The sequence below is a fragment of the Methylocapsa polymorpha genome, assembly GCF_045689225.1.
Classification (GTDB): domain Bacteria; phylum Pseudomonadota; class Alphaproteobacteria; order Rhizobiales; family Beijerinckiaceae; genus Methylocapsa; species Methylocapsa polymorpha.
The window spans coordinates 1,638,119-1,658,086 of the sequence record NZ_CP136862.1 but is presented as its reverse complement, the minus strand read 5'-3'; the positions used below and the strand labels follow the sequence as shown (position 1 = coordinate 1,658,086).

17 protein-coding genes and 1 pseudogene are annotated in these 19,968 nt (G+C 60.7%); 6 read left to right on the top strand and 12 right to left on the bottom strand.

The features are described 5' to 3' along the window. Positions 1 to 334: 334 nt before the first annotated feature. The 7 genes from RZS28_RS07685 to RZS28_RS07655 form a co-directional block, all read right to left on the bottom strand. The gene (locus RZS28_RS07685) at positions 335 to 940 is read right to left on the bottom strand and encodes a phosphatase PAP2 family protein (RefSeq protein WP_407340733.1); all 606 of its coding nucleotides are present in this window, start codon (positions 938 to 940) and stop codon (positions 335 to 337) included. A 265-nt stretch (positions 941 to 1,205) separates the two neighbouring features. After that, a complete protein-coding gene (gene dnaQ, locus RZS28_RS07680) occupies positions 1,206 to 1,910 on the bottom strand; it encodes a DNA polymerase III subunit epsilon (RefSeq protein WP_407340732.1) in 705 nt (234 codons plus the stop codon). Between the two features lie 8 nt (positions 1,911 to 1,918). Then, on the bottom strand, positions 1,919 to 2,533 hold the full coding sequence (coaE, locus tag RZS28_RS07675) for a dephospho-CoA kinase (protein ID WP_407341072.1): 615 nt from the start codon (positions 2,531 to 2,533) through the stop codon (positions 1,919 to 1,921). 302 nt (positions 2,534 to 2,835) lie between these two features. Beyond that, on the bottom strand, positions 2,836 to 3,207 hold the full coding sequence (locus RZS28_RS07670; protein WP_407340731.1) for a hypothetical protein: 372 nt from the start codon (positions 3,205 to 3,207) through the stop codon (positions 2,836 to 2,838). Between the two features lie 191 nt (positions 3,208 to 3,398). Next, a complete protein-coding gene (locus RZS28_RS07665; RefSeq protein WP_407340730.1) occupies positions 3,399 to 4,253 on the bottom strand; it encodes a shikimate dehydrogenase in 855 nt (284 codons plus the stop codon). After that, positions 4,250 to 4,864: a Maf family protein gene (locus tag RZS28_RS07660; RefSeq protein WP_407340729.1), complete on the bottom strand. Its 615-nt coding sequence runs from the start codon at positions 4,862 to 4,864 to the stop codon at positions 4,250 to 4,252. The genes RZS28_RS07665 and RZS28_RS07660 overlap by 4 nt, the downstream gene beginning before the upstream one ends. Next, positions 4,861 to 5,694, bottom strand: coding sequence for a pyruvate, water dikinase regulatory protein (locus RZS28_RS07655; RefSeq protein WP_407340728.1), 834 nt, complete (start codon positions 5,692 to 5,694; stop codon positions 4,861 to 4,863). The genes RZS28_RS07660 and RZS28_RS07655 overlap by 4 nt, the downstream gene beginning before the upstream one ends. 394 nt (positions 5,695 to 6,088) lie before the next feature. Here RZS28_RS07655 and hemE point away from each other — a divergent pair, with 394 nt between their 5' ends. From hemE to RZS28_RS07625, 6 genes and pseudogenes are all read left to right on the top strand, one after another. Beyond that, entirely contained in the window at positions 6,089 to 7,144 is a 1,056-nt protein-coding gene (gene hemE / locus RZS28_RS07650; RefSeq protein WP_407340727.1) for a uroporphyrinogen decarboxylase, read from the top strand. Further along, the gene (gene hemJ / locus RZS28_RS07645) at positions 7,141 to 7,572 is read left to right on the top strand and encodes a protoporphyrinogen oxidase HemJ (RefSeq protein WP_407340726.1); all 432 of its coding nucleotides are present in this window, start codon (positions 7,141 to 7,143) and stop codon (positions 7,570 to 7,572) included. Before hemE ends, hemJ begins: the two co-directional genes overlap by 4 nt. A gap of 237 nt (positions 7,573 to 7,809) precedes the next feature. Continuing rightward, the gene (gene rho, locus RZS28_RS07640) at positions 7,810 to 9,078 is read left to right on the top strand and encodes a transcription termination factor Rho (protein ID WP_407340725.1); all 1,269 of its coding nucleotides are present in this window, start codon (positions 7,810 to 7,812) and stop codon (positions 9,076 to 9,078) included. A 364-nt stretch (positions 9,079 to 9,442) separates the two neighbouring features. After that, positions 9,443 to 11,639 (top strand): annotated as a pseudogene (locus tag RZS28_RS07635) (primosomal protein N'). 170 nt (positions 11,640 to 11,809) lie between these two features. Next, on the top strand, positions 11,810 to 12,484 hold the full coding sequence (locus RZS28_RS07630) for a class I SAM-dependent methyltransferase (protein ID WP_407340724.1): 675 nt from the start codon (positions 11,810 to 11,812) through the stop codon (positions 12,482 to 12,484). Positions 12,485 to 12,873: 389 nt separating this feature from the next. Further along, a complete protein-coding gene (locus RZS28_RS07625) occupies positions 12,874 to 13,986 on the top strand; it encodes an acyltransferase family protein (protein WP_407340723.1) in 1,113 nt (370 codons plus the stop codon). 77 nt (positions 13,987 to 14,063) lie between these two features. Here the strand turns inward: RZS28_RS07625 and RZS28_RS07620 are convergent, their stop codons facing one another. The 5 genes from RZS28_RS07620 to mnmE form a co-directional block, all read right to left on the bottom strand. Beyond that, a complete protein-coding gene (locus RZS28_RS07620) occupies positions 14,064 to 14,843 on the bottom strand; it encodes a ParB/RepB/Spo0J family partition protein (RefSeq protein ID WP_407341071.1) in 780 nt (259 codons plus the stop codon). A gap of 105 nt (positions 14,844 to 14,948) precedes the next feature. Next, complete coding sequence (locus RZS28_RS07615; protein WP_407341070.1) at positions 14,949 to 15,812, bottom strand: ParA family protein; 864 nt, start codon at positions 15,810 to 15,812, stop codon at positions 14,949 to 14,951. A gap of 141 nt (positions 15,813 to 15,953) precedes the next feature. After that, complete coding sequence (gene rsmG, locus RZS28_RS07610; RefSeq protein ID WP_407340722.1) at positions 15,954 to 16,652, bottom strand: 16S rRNA (guanine(527)-N(7))-methyltransferase RsmG; 699 nt, start codon at positions 16,650 to 16,652, stop codon at positions 15,954 to 15,956. 5 nt (positions 16,653 to 16,657) lie between these two features. Next, positions 16,658 to 18,517, bottom strand: a complete 1,860-nt coding sequence (gene mnmG, locus RZS28_RS07605) for a tRNA uridine-5-carboxymethylaminomethyl(34) synthesis enzyme MnmG (protein WP_407340721.1) — start codon at positions 18,515 to 18,517, stop codon at positions 16,658 to 16,660. An 89-nt stretch (positions 18,518 to 18,606) separates the two neighbouring features. Next, a complete protein-coding gene (gene mnmE, locus RZS28_RS07600; protein WP_407340720.1) occupies positions 18,607 to 19,929 on the bottom strand; it encodes a tRNA uridine-5-carboxymethylaminomethyl(34) synthesis GTPase MnmE in 1,323 nt (440 codons plus the stop codon). Between the last annotated feature and the right edge of the window lie 39 nt (positions 19,930 to 19,968).

The following is a 19,968-nucleotide window of genomic DNA, read 5'->3' as shown; positions in this document are numbered from 1 at the left end:
AATCAGCCTCCCGATTTCCGCATCCACCTTATTATGGCTGTATTGACGAAACCTTTGGAGGCGACCCCGCCGCTTTGGCGTCGGGTCAGACGTCAACGCGGGTTTCCGCGGCCTTCGTTTCGCGGCCATGCCGGCGCCATTACAGGCCCCAAACTCCACGGCAACAGGAATTAGAAGAGGGAAATGCAAAGACAAGGCGTTCGTTGGGCGAGGGATCATCGCCGTTCGGATGACTCGAACGGAAGACGCCCCTTAGCTAGTCGCTGATAAGCTGAAGTCGCGAGGCCTGCCGAGAGCGGTCGAGGCGAAATTAAATTGACGCCTCTCGAGGCTCTCACCAGACGGCGAGGACGCACATGGAAAGAGGATAGCCTAGAACGATGCCCAGGATCGCGCCGGCGAAAATATCGCTCGGGTAATGGTGGGCCGTCGCGATGCGCGACCACGCCATGCAGCACAATAATGCGATCGCCGAGAGGACGGCGGCCGGCCAGATAAGCACGATCGGGACGAGCACGCCCGACAATGTCATCGTGTGCCCGCTCGGAAAGGAATGCTCGTCGAGAACGGCCAGCAATGACGAGAGCTGCGGATCGACGCGAAACGGCCGCGGCCGCCCGATGCGGCGCTTGATAAACGGGAAGAGGCAATGTAGCAGCAAGGCGTTCAAGCCGCCGAGAACGACGACTTGAAATCCCGCCGCGCCAAGCCATGCGAGAATGATCGCCCCTAAAATCGGATAGAGCCAACCGTTTCCCAACTTGCTGATGCCGATCGCCGAAGCCCGCCCTATGGTCGATCTTGCCGAACGGGAAATGAACCGGACGGCGGCGAGGTCGGCGTCGAGCAGCCTCCCCGCCCATAGGGTCTTGAGAGATTTGTCACTTTTGACCACGGCGGGATGGCCAAGGCGATCCGGCGTAGACAGGTGATTGGGCATGGCATCCATTTCGGGATGAATAACGCATTGTCACTGCGTTTTCGTGACAATGCCCCTGCGTAGCCCTAAATCGTAAGCCAGCTTTCTTGCGAAAGATAGCAATTAGCCAGACCGGCGAGACCGCCCTCAACGAAAATCAGCGTCGGAAACGGTTTTCGCGCATATAGCGTAAGCGTCGCATTTCTGCCGCCGAGCAAGTCAATCAGATCTTGCAGCGCAACGCGTTCCGACATTCAACTCACGCGATCGGGGGGGACCCAAGCATTCATTCGGCCGCGGCGGCCAAGCTTTGATAATGGCTCCAGATCGCCTTCGCGCCGAGCCCCGCGACGAAAGCCGCGTGAGCGGCGAGTTCTTCTTCGCTCAGCGCTGAGGGACAAGGCTTCGGCCTCTGCACGAGCAAGGCCCCCGTCGCCGCCTCCGACGCCCGCTGGCCGCCGGCGAAAACGAGCGCCGCCTGACGCCCGCCGGTCAGCTCGGCATAGACTTCAGCGAGGATTTCCGCATCGAGCAAGGCGCCATGCTTGGTCCGGCGCGACGCGTCGATGCCGTAGCGGGCGCAAAGAGCGTCGAGACTATTGCCGGCGCCCGGATATTTGCGCCGGGCCAAAGCCAATGTGTCGATCACGCGATCCTGGCCGATCGCCGCGATTTCGAGGAGGGCCAGCTCCGCATTGAGAAAGCGCAGATCGAATTCGGCGTTATGCGCGACGATCTTGCCATCGCCGAGAAAATTCAGGAAATCGGCGCTGATCTGCGAAAATACGGGTTTCCCGGCGAGAAACTCGGACGAGATTCCATGCACCCGAAACGCCTCTTCAGGGATGTCGCGCTCCGGATCGATATAGACATGGAACGTCTGTCCGGTCGGGATGGCGTTCAAAAGCTCGACGCAGCCGATCTCGATGATCCTATGCCCCTTCGCCGGATCCAATCCGGTCGTTTCAGTATCGAGAACGATCTCCCGCATCGACATCCTCAAATTTCGCTTCGACTCTTGGCTTTATCGGCGGCGCCAGCCAAAGCGCGTAAAATTCCGCGCACCTGCCGCTCGGCCGCGGCGAAGCCCGAACTGGTGTCGATGATGAAATGCGCCCGCGCGCGCTTCTCGGCGTCCGGGATTTGCTTGGCCAATATGGCCGCAAGGCGCTGCGGCGTCATCCCCGGACGCGCGGAGGCGCGCTCCTTTTGCACTGTTTCCGGCGCTGAGACGAGGACCACCGCATCGACCATGCGATCAATCCCGGTTTCGAACAACAACGGCACATCGAGCACGACGAGACGCTCGCCGCTTTTCGTCGCCTCGGCGAGGAAGACGTCACGCGAAGCCGCGACCATGGGGTGAATGATGGCTTCGAGCCGCCGCAGCGCGGACGGATCATCGAAAACGCAGGCGCCTAACCGGCTTCGGTCGACCGCGCCATCGCGCATTGCGCCCGGAAAGGCCGCTTCAATCGCAGGGGCGGCCGCGCCGCGATAAAGAGAATGGACCACGGCGTCGGCGTCATGGACCTTGATTCCTTCGGCGCGAAACATAGCGGCGGTCGTCGATTTTCCCATGCCGATCGAACCGGTAAGGCCCAGGACAAACATCACACGCTCTTCATGCAGCTCCGAGGTCGCGACCAGCTTGACGCCGAGCCAGGGAGCATAAACGATAGCGTATGCAAAGGCGCGCGTATACAAAGGCGCTCCTTCGAGCGCAGGCTATGGCTCGATCAGCCATCGAGAGGCGAGGTGAAGACTGGCTGCCGAACTGGCAAGGTGTTCGACTTGATTCCGTCAATGATTGGCGGCGAGTCCGCTCCTGGCCCGACGTGATCGCCAAGCTGGGAACGGACAAATAGTTCGCCGATTCAACTGCAAGGCTTGCAGTTGAATAACGCCGGCAATCGCTACTTGACGCCTACAAATTCTATTGAGTAATTTAAGGTTGTTCCCGTGACAATATAACTTGCTGTCACGCCATTCGGTCTATAGAGGATATGCGTTTTAGCCGATTCTGTCTTGCCAAATATGGCATTTACAACTGGCCATACTTTTGATTCTGGCGCAATATCCGTCTTTTTCAGATCAATTCTCTCCGTTTGCCCGATTGGATAATTATCTGTCCGGGGAGAGAACTTTCCCTTATCGTTTTCTACTCTAAACGACATTACGAAACCTGCGGAGTTTGTGACCGCGATGGTTTCGGCTATCCATAATGGTTCGCCATCCACTTCAGTCTGGGTCGCTGCACTTTCGCTGATAGTAGCACTGTCGCTCATTGCAACTCTCCTTAAATATTAATGACGCTTGTTCGGCATAGAACATGCGAAATCAGGCATTTACGTAATAAACAGACCTAATGGCTTGGCCATTGAGGCAAAGCTATATTATGACTAATAACGATTAATGTAAATCGTCATATAATATAGTTAAGCTTGCGCCAGTCGCACTCCGTATTGCTGAAGAAGCCTCAGATGCTCTTCAAAATATCGGCCTCGACGAGGGCGCGCAGCTCGGTCGTCACTATAGGCTTGACCCCGAACCAGCGGGCGAATCCCGGCGCCGCCTGATGCAAAAGCATGCCTAGGCCGGAAACCCCTCGCAAACCCCGCGCTTTAGCCATGCGGAGAAGCTCCGTTTCGAGCGGAACGTAAACAATGTCGCTAACGATAGCCTGCGCCGGCAAAGGCCCGAGATCGATCTCGAGCGCAGGCTGGCTTTTCATCCCGAGCGATGTCGTGTTGACGAGAAGATCGGCGTCGCTTAGCGCCGGGCCGAGCTCGGCCCAGTCCACAGCCTCGACCGCCGCGCCGGCCTGCCCCGCAAGCTCCAAGGCGCGCGCCTTCGTTCGGTTGACCAGCGCGATCCTTTTGACGCCGCGAAGCAAAAGCGCGTGGATGATCGCCCGCGCCGCTCCCCCCGCGCCGAGAACGACGGCTTTGTCGGCATGGGCGGCCCAGCCCGGCGCATCCTGATCCAGGGCGGCGAGAAACCCCTCCACATCCGTATTGTCGCCGCAGAGCTTGCCGTCTTCAAGCCACAGCGTATTCACGGCCTGGAGCTTCGCCGCCGTTTCCGTGGTCGCATCGCAGAGTTCGAAAGCCGCCTGCTTATGCGGCAAGGTCACATTCGCCCCGACAAAGCCGTTGCGGGCGAAATCATGGACGAAGCGCGCGAAATCCCCCGGCGCGACCGCAGCGCGTTCATAAGAGCCGGCGAGTCCGTGCTGCGCCAGCCAAAATCCATGAATGATCGGCGAGCGGGAATGGCCTGCTGGCCAGCCGATAATGCAGGCCTTCGGCTGAGGGCTGCTTTCGACGCTCATCGGAGCAGGCTGCCTTCCTGGCGCAGATAGGTCAAAAGCGGCAGGAGCGGAAGTCCAAGGATCGTCGAATGATCGCCCTCGATTTTTTCGAACAGATGAATGCCGAGACCCTCGATCTGATAGGCGCCGACGCTCGCCAGCACGGCGTCGCCGACCATGGCGATATAGGCCTCGATGAAAGCCTGCGATAAGCGCCGCACGGCAAGCCTCGCGACCGGCGCGGCTTCGAACAGGACCTCATTCGCCCGCGCGACGCACAGAGCCGAACGAAGTTCATGCGTGTGGCCGGACAAAGCCGCGAGCTGCGCCGCCGCCGCCGCGCGGTCGGGGGGCTTAACAAAGACCTGGCCTTCAAGCGAAAGCGTCTGGTCGGCGCCCACGACAAGGCGATCCGGCTGCTTTGCGCTGACCGCCAAGGCTTTCGCGCGGGCCAAATGGCGGGCGATCTCGGCTCCCCCGGCGCCGGCGGCGCAAAGCGGCGCTTCGACCGCGCGCTCGTCTATAAAGGAGTCCACTACCTCGAAAGCTATGCCGGCGCCGGCGAGAAGGCCGCGTCTGGAGCTGCTTTTCGAGGCGAGAATGAGGGGCGCCCCGCGCCAAAGCTTTGTCATGAGCAGGAGATGAACTTCAGCCTGTGAATATTATAGAGGTCGATGATCGCCGCCGCCGTCTCTTCGATCGAGCGGCGCGTCACATCGATCGTCGCCCACCCGCGCCGCTCGAAGAGCTTGCGCGATTGGGCCACCTCGTCAGCGACGACATGCCGATCGACATAAGGCGAATCCTGATCCGCGTCCAAGGACAAAAGCCGCATCCTGCGGACCTGGACGATGCTGTCCGGCGTCGCCAACAGGCCGACGACGAGGGGCTTGCGCAGGCTCTCGATCGATTTCGGCAGAGGCACATCGGGCACAAACGGGATATTCGCGGTTTTGACGCCGCGATTGGCGAGATAGATGCTGGTCGGCGTTTTCGACGTCCGGCTCACACCGATGAGGAGAACGTCGGCGGCTTCATAATTCTCCGACTGCTGCCCGTCATCGTGCATCAAAGTGAAGTTCAGGGCGTCGATCCGCCTGAAATAATCGGCGTTGAGCATATGCTGCGCGCCGGGCCGCGGCGTAGCCGGCGCGCCTAGATAGGACTGGAACAGGTTCAAGATCGGCTGCAAAACCGAAAGACAAGGCGCGCCGATCTCCTTGCACCCCTCCTCCAAGCGGTGCGCCAGCTCCTGATCGACCAGGGTGAACAAGACCATGCCGGGCGCGGCGGCGATCTCGTTGATCACTCTTTCAAGCTGCCTTCGCGTGCGCACGAGCGGATAGATGTGCTCAAGCGACGACACGCCTTGATATTGAGCGGCGACGGCGCGGCTCACCGCGATCAAGGTCTCCCCAGTCGCGTCGGAAATCAGATGCAGATGGCAGTAATGGCGCTCCACGAACGGCCTCGCCGGGGTTTTCCCTTAAACGCGGGATTGCCGGGGATGAAAGTGGATAATGGCGCCGCCCGTCCGATGACAATCGATTTTTCGGCTAGTTGACCGCAAAGCTATCAACAGCCCTCGGCAAGGGACGCTCATCAGGCCGCGCCTGTGAATCAGGCCGATCCTTGGAGAAACCTTTGCTTTAATCGGTGGGAAAAAAATCTATCGCCTTCAAATCGCGCTTAAATTTTGGCTTTTGCAACGGCGGGGATCGCGCTGTGAGTCCCGGGGACAAACCAGATGCGGCTAAACCATTTGTGGAAATCGGCGCATAAGGCTAATCCACGTCCTAAATTGAATAAGAAACAGTCTTAAGAAGATTCATAAATTATTAAGGATTTCTCGAAAATTGGACGCCAAACCCCAAATTCAGGCGAAACCGTTTCTTCGCGTGCTGGACGGCAAAGCAAACGCGCCGCCGCCGCTCTGGCTGATGCGGCAAGCTGGACGCTATCTGCCCGAATATCGAGAGATCCGCGCCAAAGCCCCTTCTTTCCTCGATTTTTGCTACACGCCTGCGCTCGCGACGGAAGCGACCCTGCAGCCGATCCGCCGATTCGGCTTCGACGCCGCGATCCTTTTCAGCGACATCCTGGTCGTGCCCGATGCGCTCGGCCAGAAAGTCAGCTTCGAGCTTGGCGAAGGTCCCAGGCTCGAACCGATCTTGTCATGCGAGGATTTCGCAAAGCTTAACGAACGCATCGATCTGATGCGGCTAGCCCCCGTTTTCGAAACGGTCGAGCGGGTCGCGGCAAGCCTTCCGAATGAAACAGCGCTGATCGGCTTTTGCGGCGCGCCATGGACCGTCGCAAGCTATATGATTGCCGGACGCGGCACGCCCGACCAGGCGCCGGCGCGGCTTTTCGCCTATCGGCAGCCCGATCTGTTTCAGCTTCTCATCGACAGGCTTGTCGCGGCATCGATCGAATATCTCTTGCGACAGATTGAAGCAGGTGTCGAAGCGGTGCAGATCTTCGACACATGGGCTGGCGTTCTGCCGGCGGCCGAGTTCGAACGATGGTGCGTCGAGCCGATCAGAGCGATCGTCGCCGGCCTCAAGCGCAAAGGCCAAGGCGTCCGCGTCATCGGCTTTCCGAAGGGCGTGGGCCATCGTCTGCAGGAGTTCGCGCGCCGAACCGGCGTTGACGCGCTCGGGCTGGACAGCTCCGTCGATCCCGCTTGGGCCGCCGAGAACCTCGATCAAAGGCTTGTCTTGCAAGGGAATCTTGATCCCTTAGCGCTTGTCGCCGGCGGCGCTGCGCTCGAGGCGTCAGCGCGGCGAATATTGTCCGCCTTCAAAGCGCGGCCGTATATTTTCAATCTCGGTCATGGCATCCTGCCGGAGACGCCGCTGGAGCATGTGGCGCGTCTCGTCGATCTCGTTCGCCAAGGGTCCGCCGCATGAGCGACGCCTATCTCTGGACCAAGGTTCTCCATATTGCGGCGATCATTTCCTGGATGGCCGGGATGCTCTATCTGCCGCGTCTTTTCGTCTATCATGCCGAAGCGCCTCTGGGCTCGGAGCAGGCGCGAACCTTCGTCGTGATGGAGCGCCGGCTGATGCGATTCATCATGCTGCCTGCCCTCATCGTCACGTGGATAACTGGCCTCGCCCTGGCGGGGCATGCCGGTTTATTTCACGCGGGCTGGTTGCATGGCAAACTGTTGCTTGTTATTCTTTTGACCGCGCTTCACGGATATTTCAGCCGGATCCGGAAGGATTTCGCTTCGGAAACGAACCGGCATGACGCGCGTTTTTACCGAATTCTCAATGAAATTCCGACGGTTCTGATGCTCGGCGTCATTATTTTGGTCGTGATCAAGCCGTTTTGATCTGCAAGACGAATCGCGATAGGATTGCTTTTGCTTGTCAAAGCATCCAAATCGATCTATTGGTAGGGTCCCTCCTCGCAGGTTTCTGGATATCATCAGGCGCGTGCCTAGCGCCGCGTCGAGACCCTTGCACCTGTCTTTCGGGACTCCCACCCCTGTCTTTCAGGACCTGGTTGCGTCATCGCTTTCCTGTCCTTTCGCGAGCGGATCGCGCCATCTTCCAAGGACTCCATCCCTATGCGGGAAATTAAGCTGCAGGACTTGAAGCTCAAGTCGCCGACCGAATTGCTTGGCTTCGCCGAAGAGCACGAAGTCGAGAATGCTTCGATCATGCGCAAGCAAGAGCTCATGTTCGCCATTCTCAAACAATTGGCGAGCCGCGACATCGAGATCGTCGGCGAAGGCGTCATCGAGGTTTTGCAGGACGGTTTCGGGTTCCTCCGTTCGCCGGACGCGAATTATCTGGCCGGCCCCGACGACATCTATGTCTCGCCCTCTCAGATCCGCCGTTTCGGCTTGCGCACCGGCGATACGGTCGAGGGGCTCATTCGCAGCCCGAAGGAAGGCGAGCGCTATTTCGCCCTTCTCAAGGTCAATACGATCAATTTCGAGGACCCGGAGAAAATCCGCCACAAGGTCCATTTCGACAATCTGACGCCGCTTTACCCCGACGAGCGCCTGAAGCTCGAGGTCGATGATCCGACGAAGAAGGATTTGTCCGCCCGCGTCATCGACATTGTCGCGCCGATCGGCAAGGGCCAGCGCGCCCTCATCGTCGCGCCGCCCCGCACCGGCAAGACGGTGCTCTTGCAGAATATCGCGCAATCCGTCACCGCCAATCATCCGGAATGCTATCTGATCGTGCTTCTGATCGACGAGCGGCCGGAGGAAGTCACCGACATGCAGCGCTCGGTTCAAGGCGAGGTGATCTCCTCGACCTTTGACGAGCCGGCGGTGCGCCATGTCCAGGTCGCCGAAATGGTGATCGAAAAGGCCAAGCGCCTCGTCGAGCATGGCCGCGACGTCGTGATCCTTCTGGATTCGATCACGCGATTGGGCCGCGCCTATAACACCGTGGTTCCATCCTCCGGCAAGGTGCTGACCGGCGGCGTCGACGCCAACGCCCTGCAGCGGCCGAAGCGCTTCTTCGGCGCGGCGCGCAATATCGAGGAAGGCGGCTCGCTGACCATTATCGCGACCGCGCTGATCGACACCGGCTCGCGCATGGACGAGGTGATTTTCGAGGAGTTCAAAGGCACCGGCAATTCGGAAATCATTCTCGACCGCAAGGTGGCGGACAAGCGCACCTTCCCGGCGATCGACATCACCCGCTCCGGCACCCGCAAGGAGGAGCTGCTGGTGCCGCCAGACATCTTGAAGAAAATGTATGTGCTCCGCCGCATCCTCAATCCGATGGGCACGGTGGACGGGATCGAATTCCTGCTCGGCAAGCTGCGCGAGACGCCGAAAGGCAATTCCATGTTCTTCGAGGCGATGAACACATAGGCCCGAAGCCTCATCCTGAGGAGCGCCGCAGGCGCGTCTCGAAGGATGAGCGGCTAAAGGTTGCCCGCTTCTCCCTTCCTAACTCCGCCGCCTTGGGCTTTGATGCGCCCAGCGCCTAGAGCGCTTCCCGATCGGATGGAATCATCTGATCGAAAAGGAATCGCTCAAATTCAAAGAGTTGGAGCATGTTCTGATCGAAAAAGTCGATCAACTTTTTCGGAACATGCTCTAGAGTCGCGCGCCATCGACCCACGCAGCGAAGCGGCGAACCCAATATCGGAGCGCGGCATTGTCGGAAAAGTCGGCGAGCTTTTTCGCGTTCCGGTCTGACGGCGAAAGCGAAGCCGGCCCCCGCGTCGCCGATGTGCTGATCCCGGTAGCGGTGGACAACGTCTATTCGTATCTTGCGCCCTCCGGGCTCGATCTCGCTGAAGGCGATTTCGTCGAGGCGCCGCTCGGCGCGCGAACGACCGTCGGAGTTATCTGGAGCCTGAGGCCAGCGACAGGCGCGCAGTCGAATCTGAAAAGCGTCGCCGCAAGGCTTGATCTGCCGCCGCTGGCGGAAAAACTGCGAAAATTCATCGACTGGGTGGCGCGTTGGACCATGAGCCCGCGCGGCATGGTTTTGCGCATGGCCGTTCGGGCGGCGTCTTCCGCCGGGCCTGAACCCGTTCGGGTCGGCGTCCGCCTCGCGGGCGCGCCGCCCGCCCGCATGACGCCGGCGCGGAAAAGAGTTCTTGCGGCGGCCGAAGGCGGTCTTGCCTTTCTGAAATCGGCGCTCGCCGAGGCGGCGGCCTGCTCGACCGGCGTGATCGATGGGCTCGTCGATGATGGCGCGCTTGAAACAATTGCGCTGCCGCCGGAGCCGGTCGCGCTCCCCTGCGCTCCGGATTTCGCGCAGCCTAGCCTTGAAACCGACCAGGCCGAGGCGGCCGCCGCCCTTGCGGCTTCGGTTGCCGCCCGCGATTTCTCCGTGACCCTGCTCGAAGGCGTGACCGGATCAGGCAAGACGGAAGTCTATTTCGAAGCGATCGCCGCGAGCCTGAAGGCAGGGCGCCAAGCCTTGGTTCTTATGCCGGAGATCGCGCTCACGACGCAATTTCTCGATCGTTTCGCGGCGCGGTTCGGGGCCCGGCCGGCCGAATGGCATTCGGGCGTCAGCGCCCGCAAGCGGGCCCGCGTCTGGAGCGCCGCAGCCTCCGGCGAGGCGAAGGTCATCGTAGGCGCAAGATCCGCGCTCTTTCTCCCTTTCACGGACCTCGCCGCGCTGATCGTCGATGAAGAGCATGAAGCGGCCTATAAACAGGAGGACGGGGTCAATTATCACGCCCGCGACATGGCCGTGGTGCGCGGCCAGATCGAGAAAGCCGCTGTCATTCTCGCCTCGGCGACGCCGTCGATCGAGACGCGGGTCAACGCCGAGCAAGGGCGCTACCGGCATTTGAAGCTCAAGGGACGTTTCCAGGGTCGCCTGATGCCGGCGATCGCGGCCATCGATCTGCGGCGCGAGGCGGCGAAGCGGGGCAAATGGATTTCGCCGCGCCTCGAGGCGGGCTTGCGGGAAACGCTTCAGCGCGGCGAGCAGGGGCTGCTTTTCCTGAACCGGCGCGGCTATGCGCCGCTGACCCTGTGCCGGGCTTGCGGCCACCGTTTCCAATGTCCGAATTGCACGGCCTGGCTGGTCGAGCATCGGTTTCGCCGCGCCTTGATGTGCCATCATTGCGGCCATATCGAGCGCCGGCCGCATATATGCCCGAGCTGCGAAGCGGTCGAGTCGCTGATGGCTTGCGGCCCCGGCATCGAGCGATTGGCCGAAGAAGCGGCGGAGCTGTTTCCAGACGCCCGCATTCTGGTCCTCTCCTCCGATTTTCCTGGCGGAACGGAACGGCTGCGCGCGGAGCTCGAAGCCATCTCGCGCGGCGAATGCGATATTGTCATAGGTACGCAACTTGTCGCCAAAGGGCATAATTTCCCGCTGCTTTCGCTCGTCGGCGTGATCGACGCCGATATTGGCTTGACCTCGGGAGATCCGCGCGCGGCCGAGCGCACCTTCCAGCTGCTGCAGCAGGTGACCGGACGCGCCGGGCGTTTCGATACGCCGGGCCGCGCGCTGGTGCAGACATGGCAGCCCGAGCATCCGGTGATGCAGGCGCTTCTCTCTGGCGATTTCGAGCGCTTCTTCAGGGAGGAAACCGAGCAGCGCCGCCGCGCCGGCCTGCCGCCTTTGGCCGCCTCGCCGCGCTCATCATCTCGGGCAAGGATGCCGCCTCCGCCGAGGCCTTCGCTCGCGCCCTCGCGCGCGCTGCCTATAGTCTGGAGCCTTCGCCCGGCTGGACGCTTAGCCCGGCGGGCGGGCTGCCCGGGACGATGAGATGAGTTTGCTCGGGCCGGCCGAAGCGCCGATTGCTGTCATTCGCGGGCGCCATCGTTTCCGCCTGCTTTTACGCGCGCCAAGATCGGCGGACCTGCAAGGGTTTCTGCGGGCCCTGCTCGCCGCCGGACCGCCGGAGCGCGGCGGCGTGCGGGTGGCGGTGGACATCGATCCGCAGAGTTTTTTGTAAGGCCGCCGCGTAGCGAATTTGTCGTTGCGGCGAAGAGCGACAATGTCGGCGCAAGTTTCACCGGCCATACCGTGTCGGAAGGGGTGCGGCCAACATGTCCGCGACGCGCGGTCGGCGGCGGGCGAAACATATCGCTTCACTCAGTTTGAATCGGGGGAGAAGAGGTCGCCATGAGCGATGAAGTCAAACGAGAGCTCGACGCCAAGTTCCTCACGATCGGGTTGGATCGGGACTATTCCGAACTCGACGCAAACCTACCGCCGGATATTCAGGGGTGGGGAAGCACAAGCCCTATATTCGAAAACGTTTTGAAATTCGCCAGACCTTCGCTGGTCATTGAGATCGGCACATGGAAAGGCGCGTCGATCATTCATATGGCCAAGCTGGCGGAAGCAGAAAAGCTCGATACGCGGTTCATTTGCGTCGATACATGGCTCGGATCGAACGACACGCTCTGGGTCGATCCGAACTACCGCCGTTCCTTGCAATTGAAGGGGGGCTATCCGTCCATGTTTCGGCAATTTATCGCAAACATCAAACATGCCGGCGTGGAGGATCGCATCTACCCGCTGCCCATGACTTCCTCGGCCGCATTCTATCTGTTGAAGCGTCTGTCGGTCCGCCCGGACGCCATCTATGTCGACGCCGGGCATGAAGAGGACGAAGTCTATCTCGATCTGAAACTATATTTCGATCTTCTGCGGCCGGGCGGCGTGATGTTCGGCGACGATTACAGCCCCGGATGGCCGGGCGTGCCTGCTGCGGTCAATCGTTTCGCCGCGGAGCGCAGGCTCGTGCTCCAGTGCGGCAGCGACAAGTTCATCTTCCAGAAAGGCGCCGCCTGACGCAGCGCCTCACGGAAATGTGAAAGCAAGAAACACTTCGCTCGCTGGGCTATGCAAAGCGCCAGCCGTGCCCCTTTTCCCTATGCCGCTCGCCCGAAAAGACAATGGCGCGCGCCTCCAAGAGCGGAAAAGCGTTTGGCCGCGTCAATCCGCTGGCGAGGCCTTCCCGAATATTCAGATTTCAATACCGAACGGGGGATGCAAACATCGCCCGATTATTTTAATGGTCCGAACAGACCTCTTTTGTGAGGCTTCGGTCTGACTGTTTTTTGGGAATAAACTTTGTGATTGAGCGCTGATAATTAATCTCTTCTGACACTCAACTTTTAAGTTTCTAGGTAATTTACGCCGGAGCCCTGATTAGCATTGACGATCGATTGGAGAATCGGGTGACCAATTCAGTGCGGGAGCACCGCTTCGTCTTTCTGGATGGACTGCGAGGGATAGCGGCCATATCGATCGTTCTATCGCATTTCGCTAGGACCTTGGAGGTTGGCGACATTTTTCCGCATTCCAAGCTTTCCGTCGATTTCTTCTTCCTGTTGAGCGGATTCGTGGTCGCCTTCGCTTATGATCGGCGCCTGCGCGACGGGCGTAAAACTCTTCTCTCTTTCGCGACCACGCGGTTGATTCGGCTTTATCCGATGCTCCTGCTGGGCATGTCGATTGGCGCAATCGTCTTCTTTTTTCGGATAGCAAGCCGGGCCGAGTGGGACTTGTCGATACCTCTCGTCGAGGCGCTTGTTCTTGGCGCCCTGATGCTGCCGTCTCACGTCATCACTGGCCCTGGCTATACGAGCGCCTTTCCATTGAACGTGCCGGTATGGTCTCTGTTCTTCCAGATTTCCATCAATGCTCTTTACGCGATCAGCGCGCGTCACTTGACCACCCCGCGCCTGGCCATGGTCACGGCTGTGGGCGCGCTCGGGCTGACCATCACCGCTTATGAACATAATGGGATATTTGGCGGCACCGAGTGGACGTCGCTCCTTCTCGGATCGTGGCGCATCCTGTTTTCATTTTCCGCCGGAGTGCTTCTTTTCCGCTTATCGGAGCGCCTGTTGCGAGACCGTTTGCGCAAGGCGCCGCCCGGCTATGTCCCCCTGGTCCTTGCCGCTGCGATGTGCGCGGCGCTGGCCCTCCCCCTCCAGGTCACATGGCTCTACGACGCCCTTTGCGTTTTCTTTCTTTTTCCGATGATCGTCGCGGTGGGCGCGGAGACGCAGATCTCTGGGCGGCCGGCGGAGCTGTGCCTATTCGCCGGCCGCCTTTCCTACCCGCTTTACGTTCTTCACTATCCGGGGGTGCATGTCGCAAGACTGATCGCCAGTCACTATGATTTGCACGGCGCATCTCTCGACTTATTCTTTGTTGCGACTTTGGGCGGCGTGATCGCTTTTTCCAGCATTTGCCTGATCTATATTGATGAGCCCGTCCGAGCGGCCCTCACGCGCTGGTCCAGAAAGGAGCGGATCGAAAATCGCGCAGCCGTCGGAGCGTGAAATTTAAGAATATTTATTTAAGTTTTCCGCGACGAGGCAGGAGGGTCTCCCTTGCCGCCGCGCCCGCTCGGATAGACTCATCCCTCGCCCTTGAGCAGGCGGCAGATTGAGTCGAGCTGGTCCAGGCTCTTATAGGCGATGCGAACCTCGCCGCTTTCGCCCTTGTTGGCGATCATCACTTTCAGGCCCAGCGCGGTCATGAGGCGGGTTTCGAGCGCCCGCGTATCCGCGTCCTTTTCCGGCGTCCCGCGTTTCGGGCCGCCCTTGCCTTTTTGACCGAGCCCGCGCTCGGCGTCCTCCTGGACGAGCCGCTCGACATCCCGCACGCTCAGGCCTTGCGCGACGATGCGCTCGGCGAGCCCGTCGGGATCGGCCAAGGATAAAAGCGCGCGCGCATGTCCCGCCGAAATTTGGCCTGCGATCAAAAACTGCTTGGTGCGCTCGGGAAGCTTCAGGAGTCGCAGGCTATTGGCGACATGGCTGCGGCTCTTGCCGATGACCTTGGCGAGATCGCTTTGCGAATAGCCGAACTCCAGGCTCAGGCGATCATAGCCGGACGCTTCCTCGAGCGCATTGAGGTCGCTGCGCTGCACGTTTTCAATGATCGCGAGCTCGAGCGCCTGACGGTCGTCGGCTTCGACGCTGATGATCGGCACTTCGTGAAGGCCGGCGCGCTGCGCCGCGCGCCAGCGGCGCTCTCCGGCGATGATCTCATAAGCGTCCGCGAGCCCTGGCGCGGGGCGCACGAGAATGGGCTGGAGAATGCCCTTTTCCCTGATGGAGGCCGCAAGATCTTCGAGCTCCTCCTCCTCGAAGCTCTTGCGCGGATTGCGCGGATTGGGGCGGACGAATTCGATCGGGATCTTTTTCTGGCTGCGCGCCGCGCCGCCGCGCCCGCCGCGTCGGGCTCCTGGGCGTCGCCGATCAAGGCGGCGAGGCCGCGGCCGAGACGCGGCCTTGGTTCATCCGCCATTTTGGAGACTTTCGTCATGTGTTTCCTCTCGGGGCTCCCCCGGCCCAAGTTCCGCGGCGCGGTAGACGCGTTCGCGCTGGATCACTTCGGAGGCGAGCTTCAAATAGGCCTGGCTGCCGGCGCATTTCAGATCATAGAGAAGGACGGGCTTGCCGTGCGACGGCGCCTCCGAAATTCGCACATTGCGCGGAATGACGGTCTCATAGACTTTCTCGCCCATGAAGCCGCGCACATCGGCGACGACTTGCGCGGCAAGGCTGTTGCGGGAGTCGAACATGGTAAGAACAATGCCATGAACCGTCAGGCGAGGGTTCAAGCTTTTCTTGACCTGGTCGACTGTGCTCAGGAGTTGCGACAGGCCTTCGAGGGCGAAAAACTCGCATTGCAAAGGCACGAGGACGCTATGCGACGCCGCCATCGCGTTCATTGTGAGAAGATTGAGCGACGGCGGACAGTCGATAAGGACATAAGTAAAACATTCCGCGTCCGATCGATTGCGCTGCTCGACTTCCAAAGTCTGCAACGCGCTCTTGAGGCAAAAGGCGCGGTCTTTCCGTCCGGCGATTTCAAGCTCCACGCCGAGGAGATCGAGGGTCGAGGGCGCGACGGTCAGCCTAGGCACGGCGGTCGTTTGCAGCACGGCGGCCAAGGGTTCTTCGCCGATCAAGACATCATAGGTTGAGAGGCGGCGGTTGCGGCGATCAATGCCCAGCCCTGTCGAGGCGTTGCCCTGCGGGTCGAGGTCGACGATCAGGACGTTTTCGCCGATAGCAGCGAGTGCGGTGCCGAGGTTGATCGCGGTCGTCGTCTTGCCCACTCCGCCCTTTTGATTGGCGAGCGCGAGGACGCGCATGGCGGTGGAGAACGAGGCCAATTTGAACTCCTCGAAGAGGCCGAGCGATCAGCGGCGGCTTTGGCTTTGTCAAACCGGACGCTTAGATTGTGCACGATAAACTATTGTACATTTTTATAGCGCTAATGGTCACGCGCGATCTCATGGCGAAATCGGCGGCTGAGCGCCGAGATCAGGCGCGGAATCGCCGCGCCGTCTGAGGATGACGAGGCGAGCCGAGGCGCAAGTCTTACTCTCCATGGTCGTGATCAAATATTTACTTAGCGTGAATGAGTCGGTCAATTCGGCTTCGACCTGTTGTCCCTTGGAAAAGACGCCGACGGCTCCGGCCTCCAGGAATTTTTCGGCATAGAAGAGGAGCGTGGGAAGCGGCGCAAGGGCGCGGGCGCTCACGGCCTCGATCGGTTCGTGGAATTCCGGCAGGATTTTTTCGATCCGATCGCAATGGATGATCGCGCGCGCCCCTGTTTCACGTGAAACTTCGCGCAGAAAAGCGCATTTGCGCTGATCGGATTCGATGAGATGGATTCGGGCCTGGGCATCGTCGGCATATCTTATCGCCGTGACAAGCCCCGGGAAGCCTGCGCCGGAGCCAAGATCAATCCATCGCCGCGCCTCCGGCATAGCGTCCGAGACCTGGAGCGAATCCGCGAAATGCCGGACCCAGAGATCATCGAGGCTGGCGGCGCCGACGAGATTGATCACCCGCTGCCATTTTTTCAAAAGCTCGGCGTAAATCGAAAGCCGCCGCAGGGCGTCGGACGAAAGATGCGCAAAGGCTGGATGCGAGGGTCCATCCGCACTCCGACCCTTCCATTCCTCTCGTTTAGGTCGACCCACCAATTTTACGATCCTGCGCCCGCGTGACGAACCTTGGAGGCCAGCAACGTCATCGCGGCGGGCGTCATGCCTTCGATGCGGCCGGCCTGGCCCATGGTGCGTGGCCGAATCAATTCGAGTCGGCCGCGGATCTCATTCGAAAGGCCAGAAAGAAGGCCGTAATCGAGGCCCTGCGGGATCTCCAGCGCTTCGTCGCGGCGAAAGGCTTCAATATCCCTGCCCTGGCGTTCGAGATAGACGGCATATTTGGCGTCGATTTCGATCTGCCGGGCCGTCGTCTCGCCGATCGCGCCAAGCTCCGCCCAGATCGCGCGTAGAGAAGCGATCGAAAGATCCGGCAAGCCGAGAAGGTCGAAAGCCGTCCGGCGTATTCCATCCTGATTGATTTTCAGGCCGTGCCGCGCGGCTTCATTGGGACTGAGACTCAGCCTTTCCAGAATAGCCCGCGCTTCAGCGAGCGCCCGCGCCTTTTGTGCAAACGCCTGAGCCCGGTTCGCGCCAACGCAGCCGATTTCGATCCCCCGCCCCGTCAGCCGCTGATCTGCATTGTCGGCGCGCAAGGACAGCCGATATTCGGCGCGCGAGGTGAACATGCGATAAGGCTCGGTCACGCCGCGATTGATGAGATCGTCGATCATGACGCCCATATAGGCCTCGGAGCGGTCGAAGCTTATCCTTGCGCCTCCTCCCGCGAAACCCGCCGCGTTCAAGCCGGCGACGAGCCCTTGCGCTCCGGCTTCCTCATAACCTGTTGTGCCATTGATTTGTCCGGCGAGAAAAAGGCCCGCGATGCGCTTTGTCTCCAAGGTCGAAGTCAATTCGCGGGGATCGATGAAATCATATTCAATGGCGTAGCCGGGTTGCAGCACCGCCACCTTGGCGAGGCCCGGGATCGTGCGCAGAAAGCGATCCTGGATCTCTTCCGGGAGGGATGTGGAGATTCCATTGGGATAGATCGTCTTATTGTCGAGCCCTTCTGGCTCGAGGAAGATCTGATGGCTCTCGCGCTCGCGAAACCGCACCACCTTGTCTTCGATCGAGGGACAATAGCGCGGACCGCGCCCCGAAATCGCGCCGGAATAGACTGGGGACGCTTTCAGATTGTCGAGAATAAGCGCGTGACCCTCTTGGGTCGTGTGGGTGATGAAGCAGTCGATCTGCGGATTTGCGATCGTCTCAGTCAGAAAGGAAAAAGGCTCCGGCTCCGCGTCGCCGCTTTGCCGTTCAAGCGCGGCCCAATCGATCGTGTCGCCATCAAGCCGGGGCGGCGTTCCAGTCTTCAGCCTTCCGGTCCTGAATCCAAACTGCTCCAGCCTTTCGCCCAGGCGATTTGCGGGGGATTCGCCCATTCGTCCCGCTGGCATGGTTCTGTCGCCGATATGGATCATGCCCCGTAAAAAGGTCCCCGTCGTGACGACGACGGCGCCGCAGGGGATCTCTCGCCCCACGGCGGTCACGACTCCAGCGATGCGGCCCTGTGACAGCAGCAGATCGGCGGCCTCTCCTTCGATGACGCTGAGGTTCTGCGTCGCCGCTATGGCGGCCTGCATCGCCCTCCGATAGAGCTTCCGGTCCGCCTGCGCGCGTGGCCCCCGCACGGCCGGTCCCTTGGCGCGGTTGAGGACGCGGAATTGAATCCCCGCCGCGTCGGCGACGCGCCCCATGAGGCCGTCAAGCGCATCGATTTCGCGCACGAGATGGCCCTTGCCGAGGCCGCCGATCGCCGGATTGCAGGACATGGTCCCGATTGTCGCAAAGGATTGCGTCAGCAGAGCCGTTTTGGCGCCCATTCGCGCGGAGGCCGCCGCCGCCTCGCATCCCGCGTGGCCGCCGCCGATCACAATGACATCGAATTGGTCCGTCATTCCTCTCGCGACCTCGGATTGTCCTGTTTCACGTGAAACAGGGGGCTACCGCCAAACCTAAATGCAGCGCCTCTTTTACTCTGCTATCTTCACTTGCCTATGCAAAAACGCGAAAAAATCTCGCTCAAAATGTCTTCGACGCCGATGGAGCCGGTTATCCTTTGCAGAGCGAAACTCGCCGTCCGCAAATCTTCCCCGATGAGCTCCACCGGCGCGTCAAGATTCGTCAGTATGCGCGTCAGGGATTCCGCCGCCGCCTCGAAAGCCTTTCGGTGCCGCTCCTTGGTGATCAAACCGGCATAGCCGTCCCCGCTCGCCGCGCGCGCGAAATCCGTGATCCTCCCTATCAGAAGATCGATATTCTGTCCGGTCTCGGCGCTGATATGAAGCGCGGCGGGACGGCCCTGGTCTCGGCCATGCGCAAGGTCGCATTTTGAGAAGATAGGCCAAATCTCGGAACCTTCGACCCCCCGCGCGACATCGCTTGGTTCGCTGGCCTCGCTGAGCCAGAGAACGAGATCAGCCGCCTTCGCCCGCTCAAGCGCGCGCGCTACGCCAATTTTCTCGACAGCGTCCACGCTCTCCCGCAAACCCGCCGTGTCGATCAAGGTCACCGGGCACCCGCCGAGGTCGAGATGGACCTCGATCAAATCCCGCGTCGTGCCGGCCTCAGCCGAGACAATCGCGACCTCGCGCCGCGCGAGCGCATTCAAGAGCGTCGATTTTCCCGCATTGGGCGGCCCGGCGATCACCACGACAAGGCCCTCGCGGATGCGCTCTCCGGCGCGTCCCGCGCTGAGCTCCGCCCGGAGCGCCTCCAGCACGGGCTTGAGAATTTCCCCAATGCGCCGGCTGGTGGAAGCAGGAACGTCGGGCTCGTCGGAAAAATCGATCTCGGCTTCGACCAAAGCGGCGGCCTCGAGAAGGGCGCTCCGCCAGGCCTCGGCCTGCCGGCTGAGCCGCCCCTCCAATTGCCGCAAGGCCTGCCGGCGTTGCCATTCGGTCTCCGCCTCGACAAGATCGGCGAGCCCCTCGACCTCCGCCAAATCCATCTTGCCATTCAATAGAGCCCGACGGGTGAATTCGCCGGGTTCCGCCGGCCGCGCCTCAGGAAAGCCGCCGATCACCTCGATCAGACGGGCGACGACCGCGCGGCCGCCATGGATATGGAATTCGGCGCTATCCTCGCCGGTGAAGCTGTGAGGGCCGGGAAAGAAAATCACGAGGCCCTTATCAATCGCCTCGCCAGACGCCGGATCGATGAAGGTCGCGAGCGTCGCGGCCCGCGCCTCCGGCAGTTTTCGAACCATGGCCTTGACGATGAGCCGGGTCGCCGGACCCGAAAGACGCAGCACTGCAATCGCGGCACGGCTCGTGCCAGAGGCGATGGCGAAAATCGTTTCACCGCTCATCGCGCCGACGCTCGCTTTTTCATTTTCAAGATCGCGTTC

Coding starts and splice junctions, on each gene's coding strand:
- RZS28_RS07685 (WP_407340733.1), bottom strand. CDS start 940: ATGCCCAATCACCTGTCTACGCCGGATCGCCTTGGCCATCCCGCCGTG.
- dnaQ (WP_407340732.1), bottom strand. CDS start 1,910: ATGCGGGAGATCGTTCTCGATACTGAAACGACCGGATTGGATCCGGCG.
- coaE (WP_407341072.1), bottom strand. CDS start 2,533: ATGTTTGTCCTGGGCCTTACCGGTTCGATCGGCATGGGAAAATCGACG.
- RZS28_RS07670 (WP_407340731.1), bottom strand. CDS start 3,207: ATGAGCGACAGTGCTACTATCAGCGAAAGTGCAGCGACCCAGACTGAA.
- RZS28_RS07665 (WP_407340730.1), bottom strand. CDS start 4,253: ATGAGCGTCGAAAGCAGCCCTCAGCCGAAGGCCTGCATTATCGGCTGG.
- RZS28_RS07660 (WP_407340729.1), bottom strand. CDS start 4,864: ATGACAAAGCTTTGGCGCGGGGCGCCCCTCATTCTCGCCTCGAAAAGC.
- hemJ (WP_407340726.1), top strand. CDS start 7,141: ATGAGCGACGCCTATCTCTGGACCAAGGTTCTCCATATTGCGGCGATC.
- rho (WP_407340725.1), top strand. CDS start 7,810: ATGCGGGAAATTAAGCTGCAGGACTTGAAGCTCAAGTCGCCGACCGAA.
- RZS28_RS07630 (WP_407340724.1), top strand. CDS start 11,810: ATGAGCGATGAAGTCAAACGAGAGCTCGACGCCAAGTTCCTCACGATC.
- RZS28_RS07615 (WP_407341070.1), bottom strand. CDS start 15,812: ATGCGCGTCCTCGCGCTCGCCAATCAAAAGGGCGGAGTGGGCAAGACG.
- mnmG (WP_407340721.1), bottom strand. CDS start 18,517: ATGACGGACCAATTCGATGTCATTGTGATCGGCGGCGGCCACGCGGGA.
- mnmE (WP_407340720.1), bottom strand. CDS start 19,929: ATGAGCGGTGAAACGATTTTCGCCATCGCCTCTGGCACGAGCCGTGCC.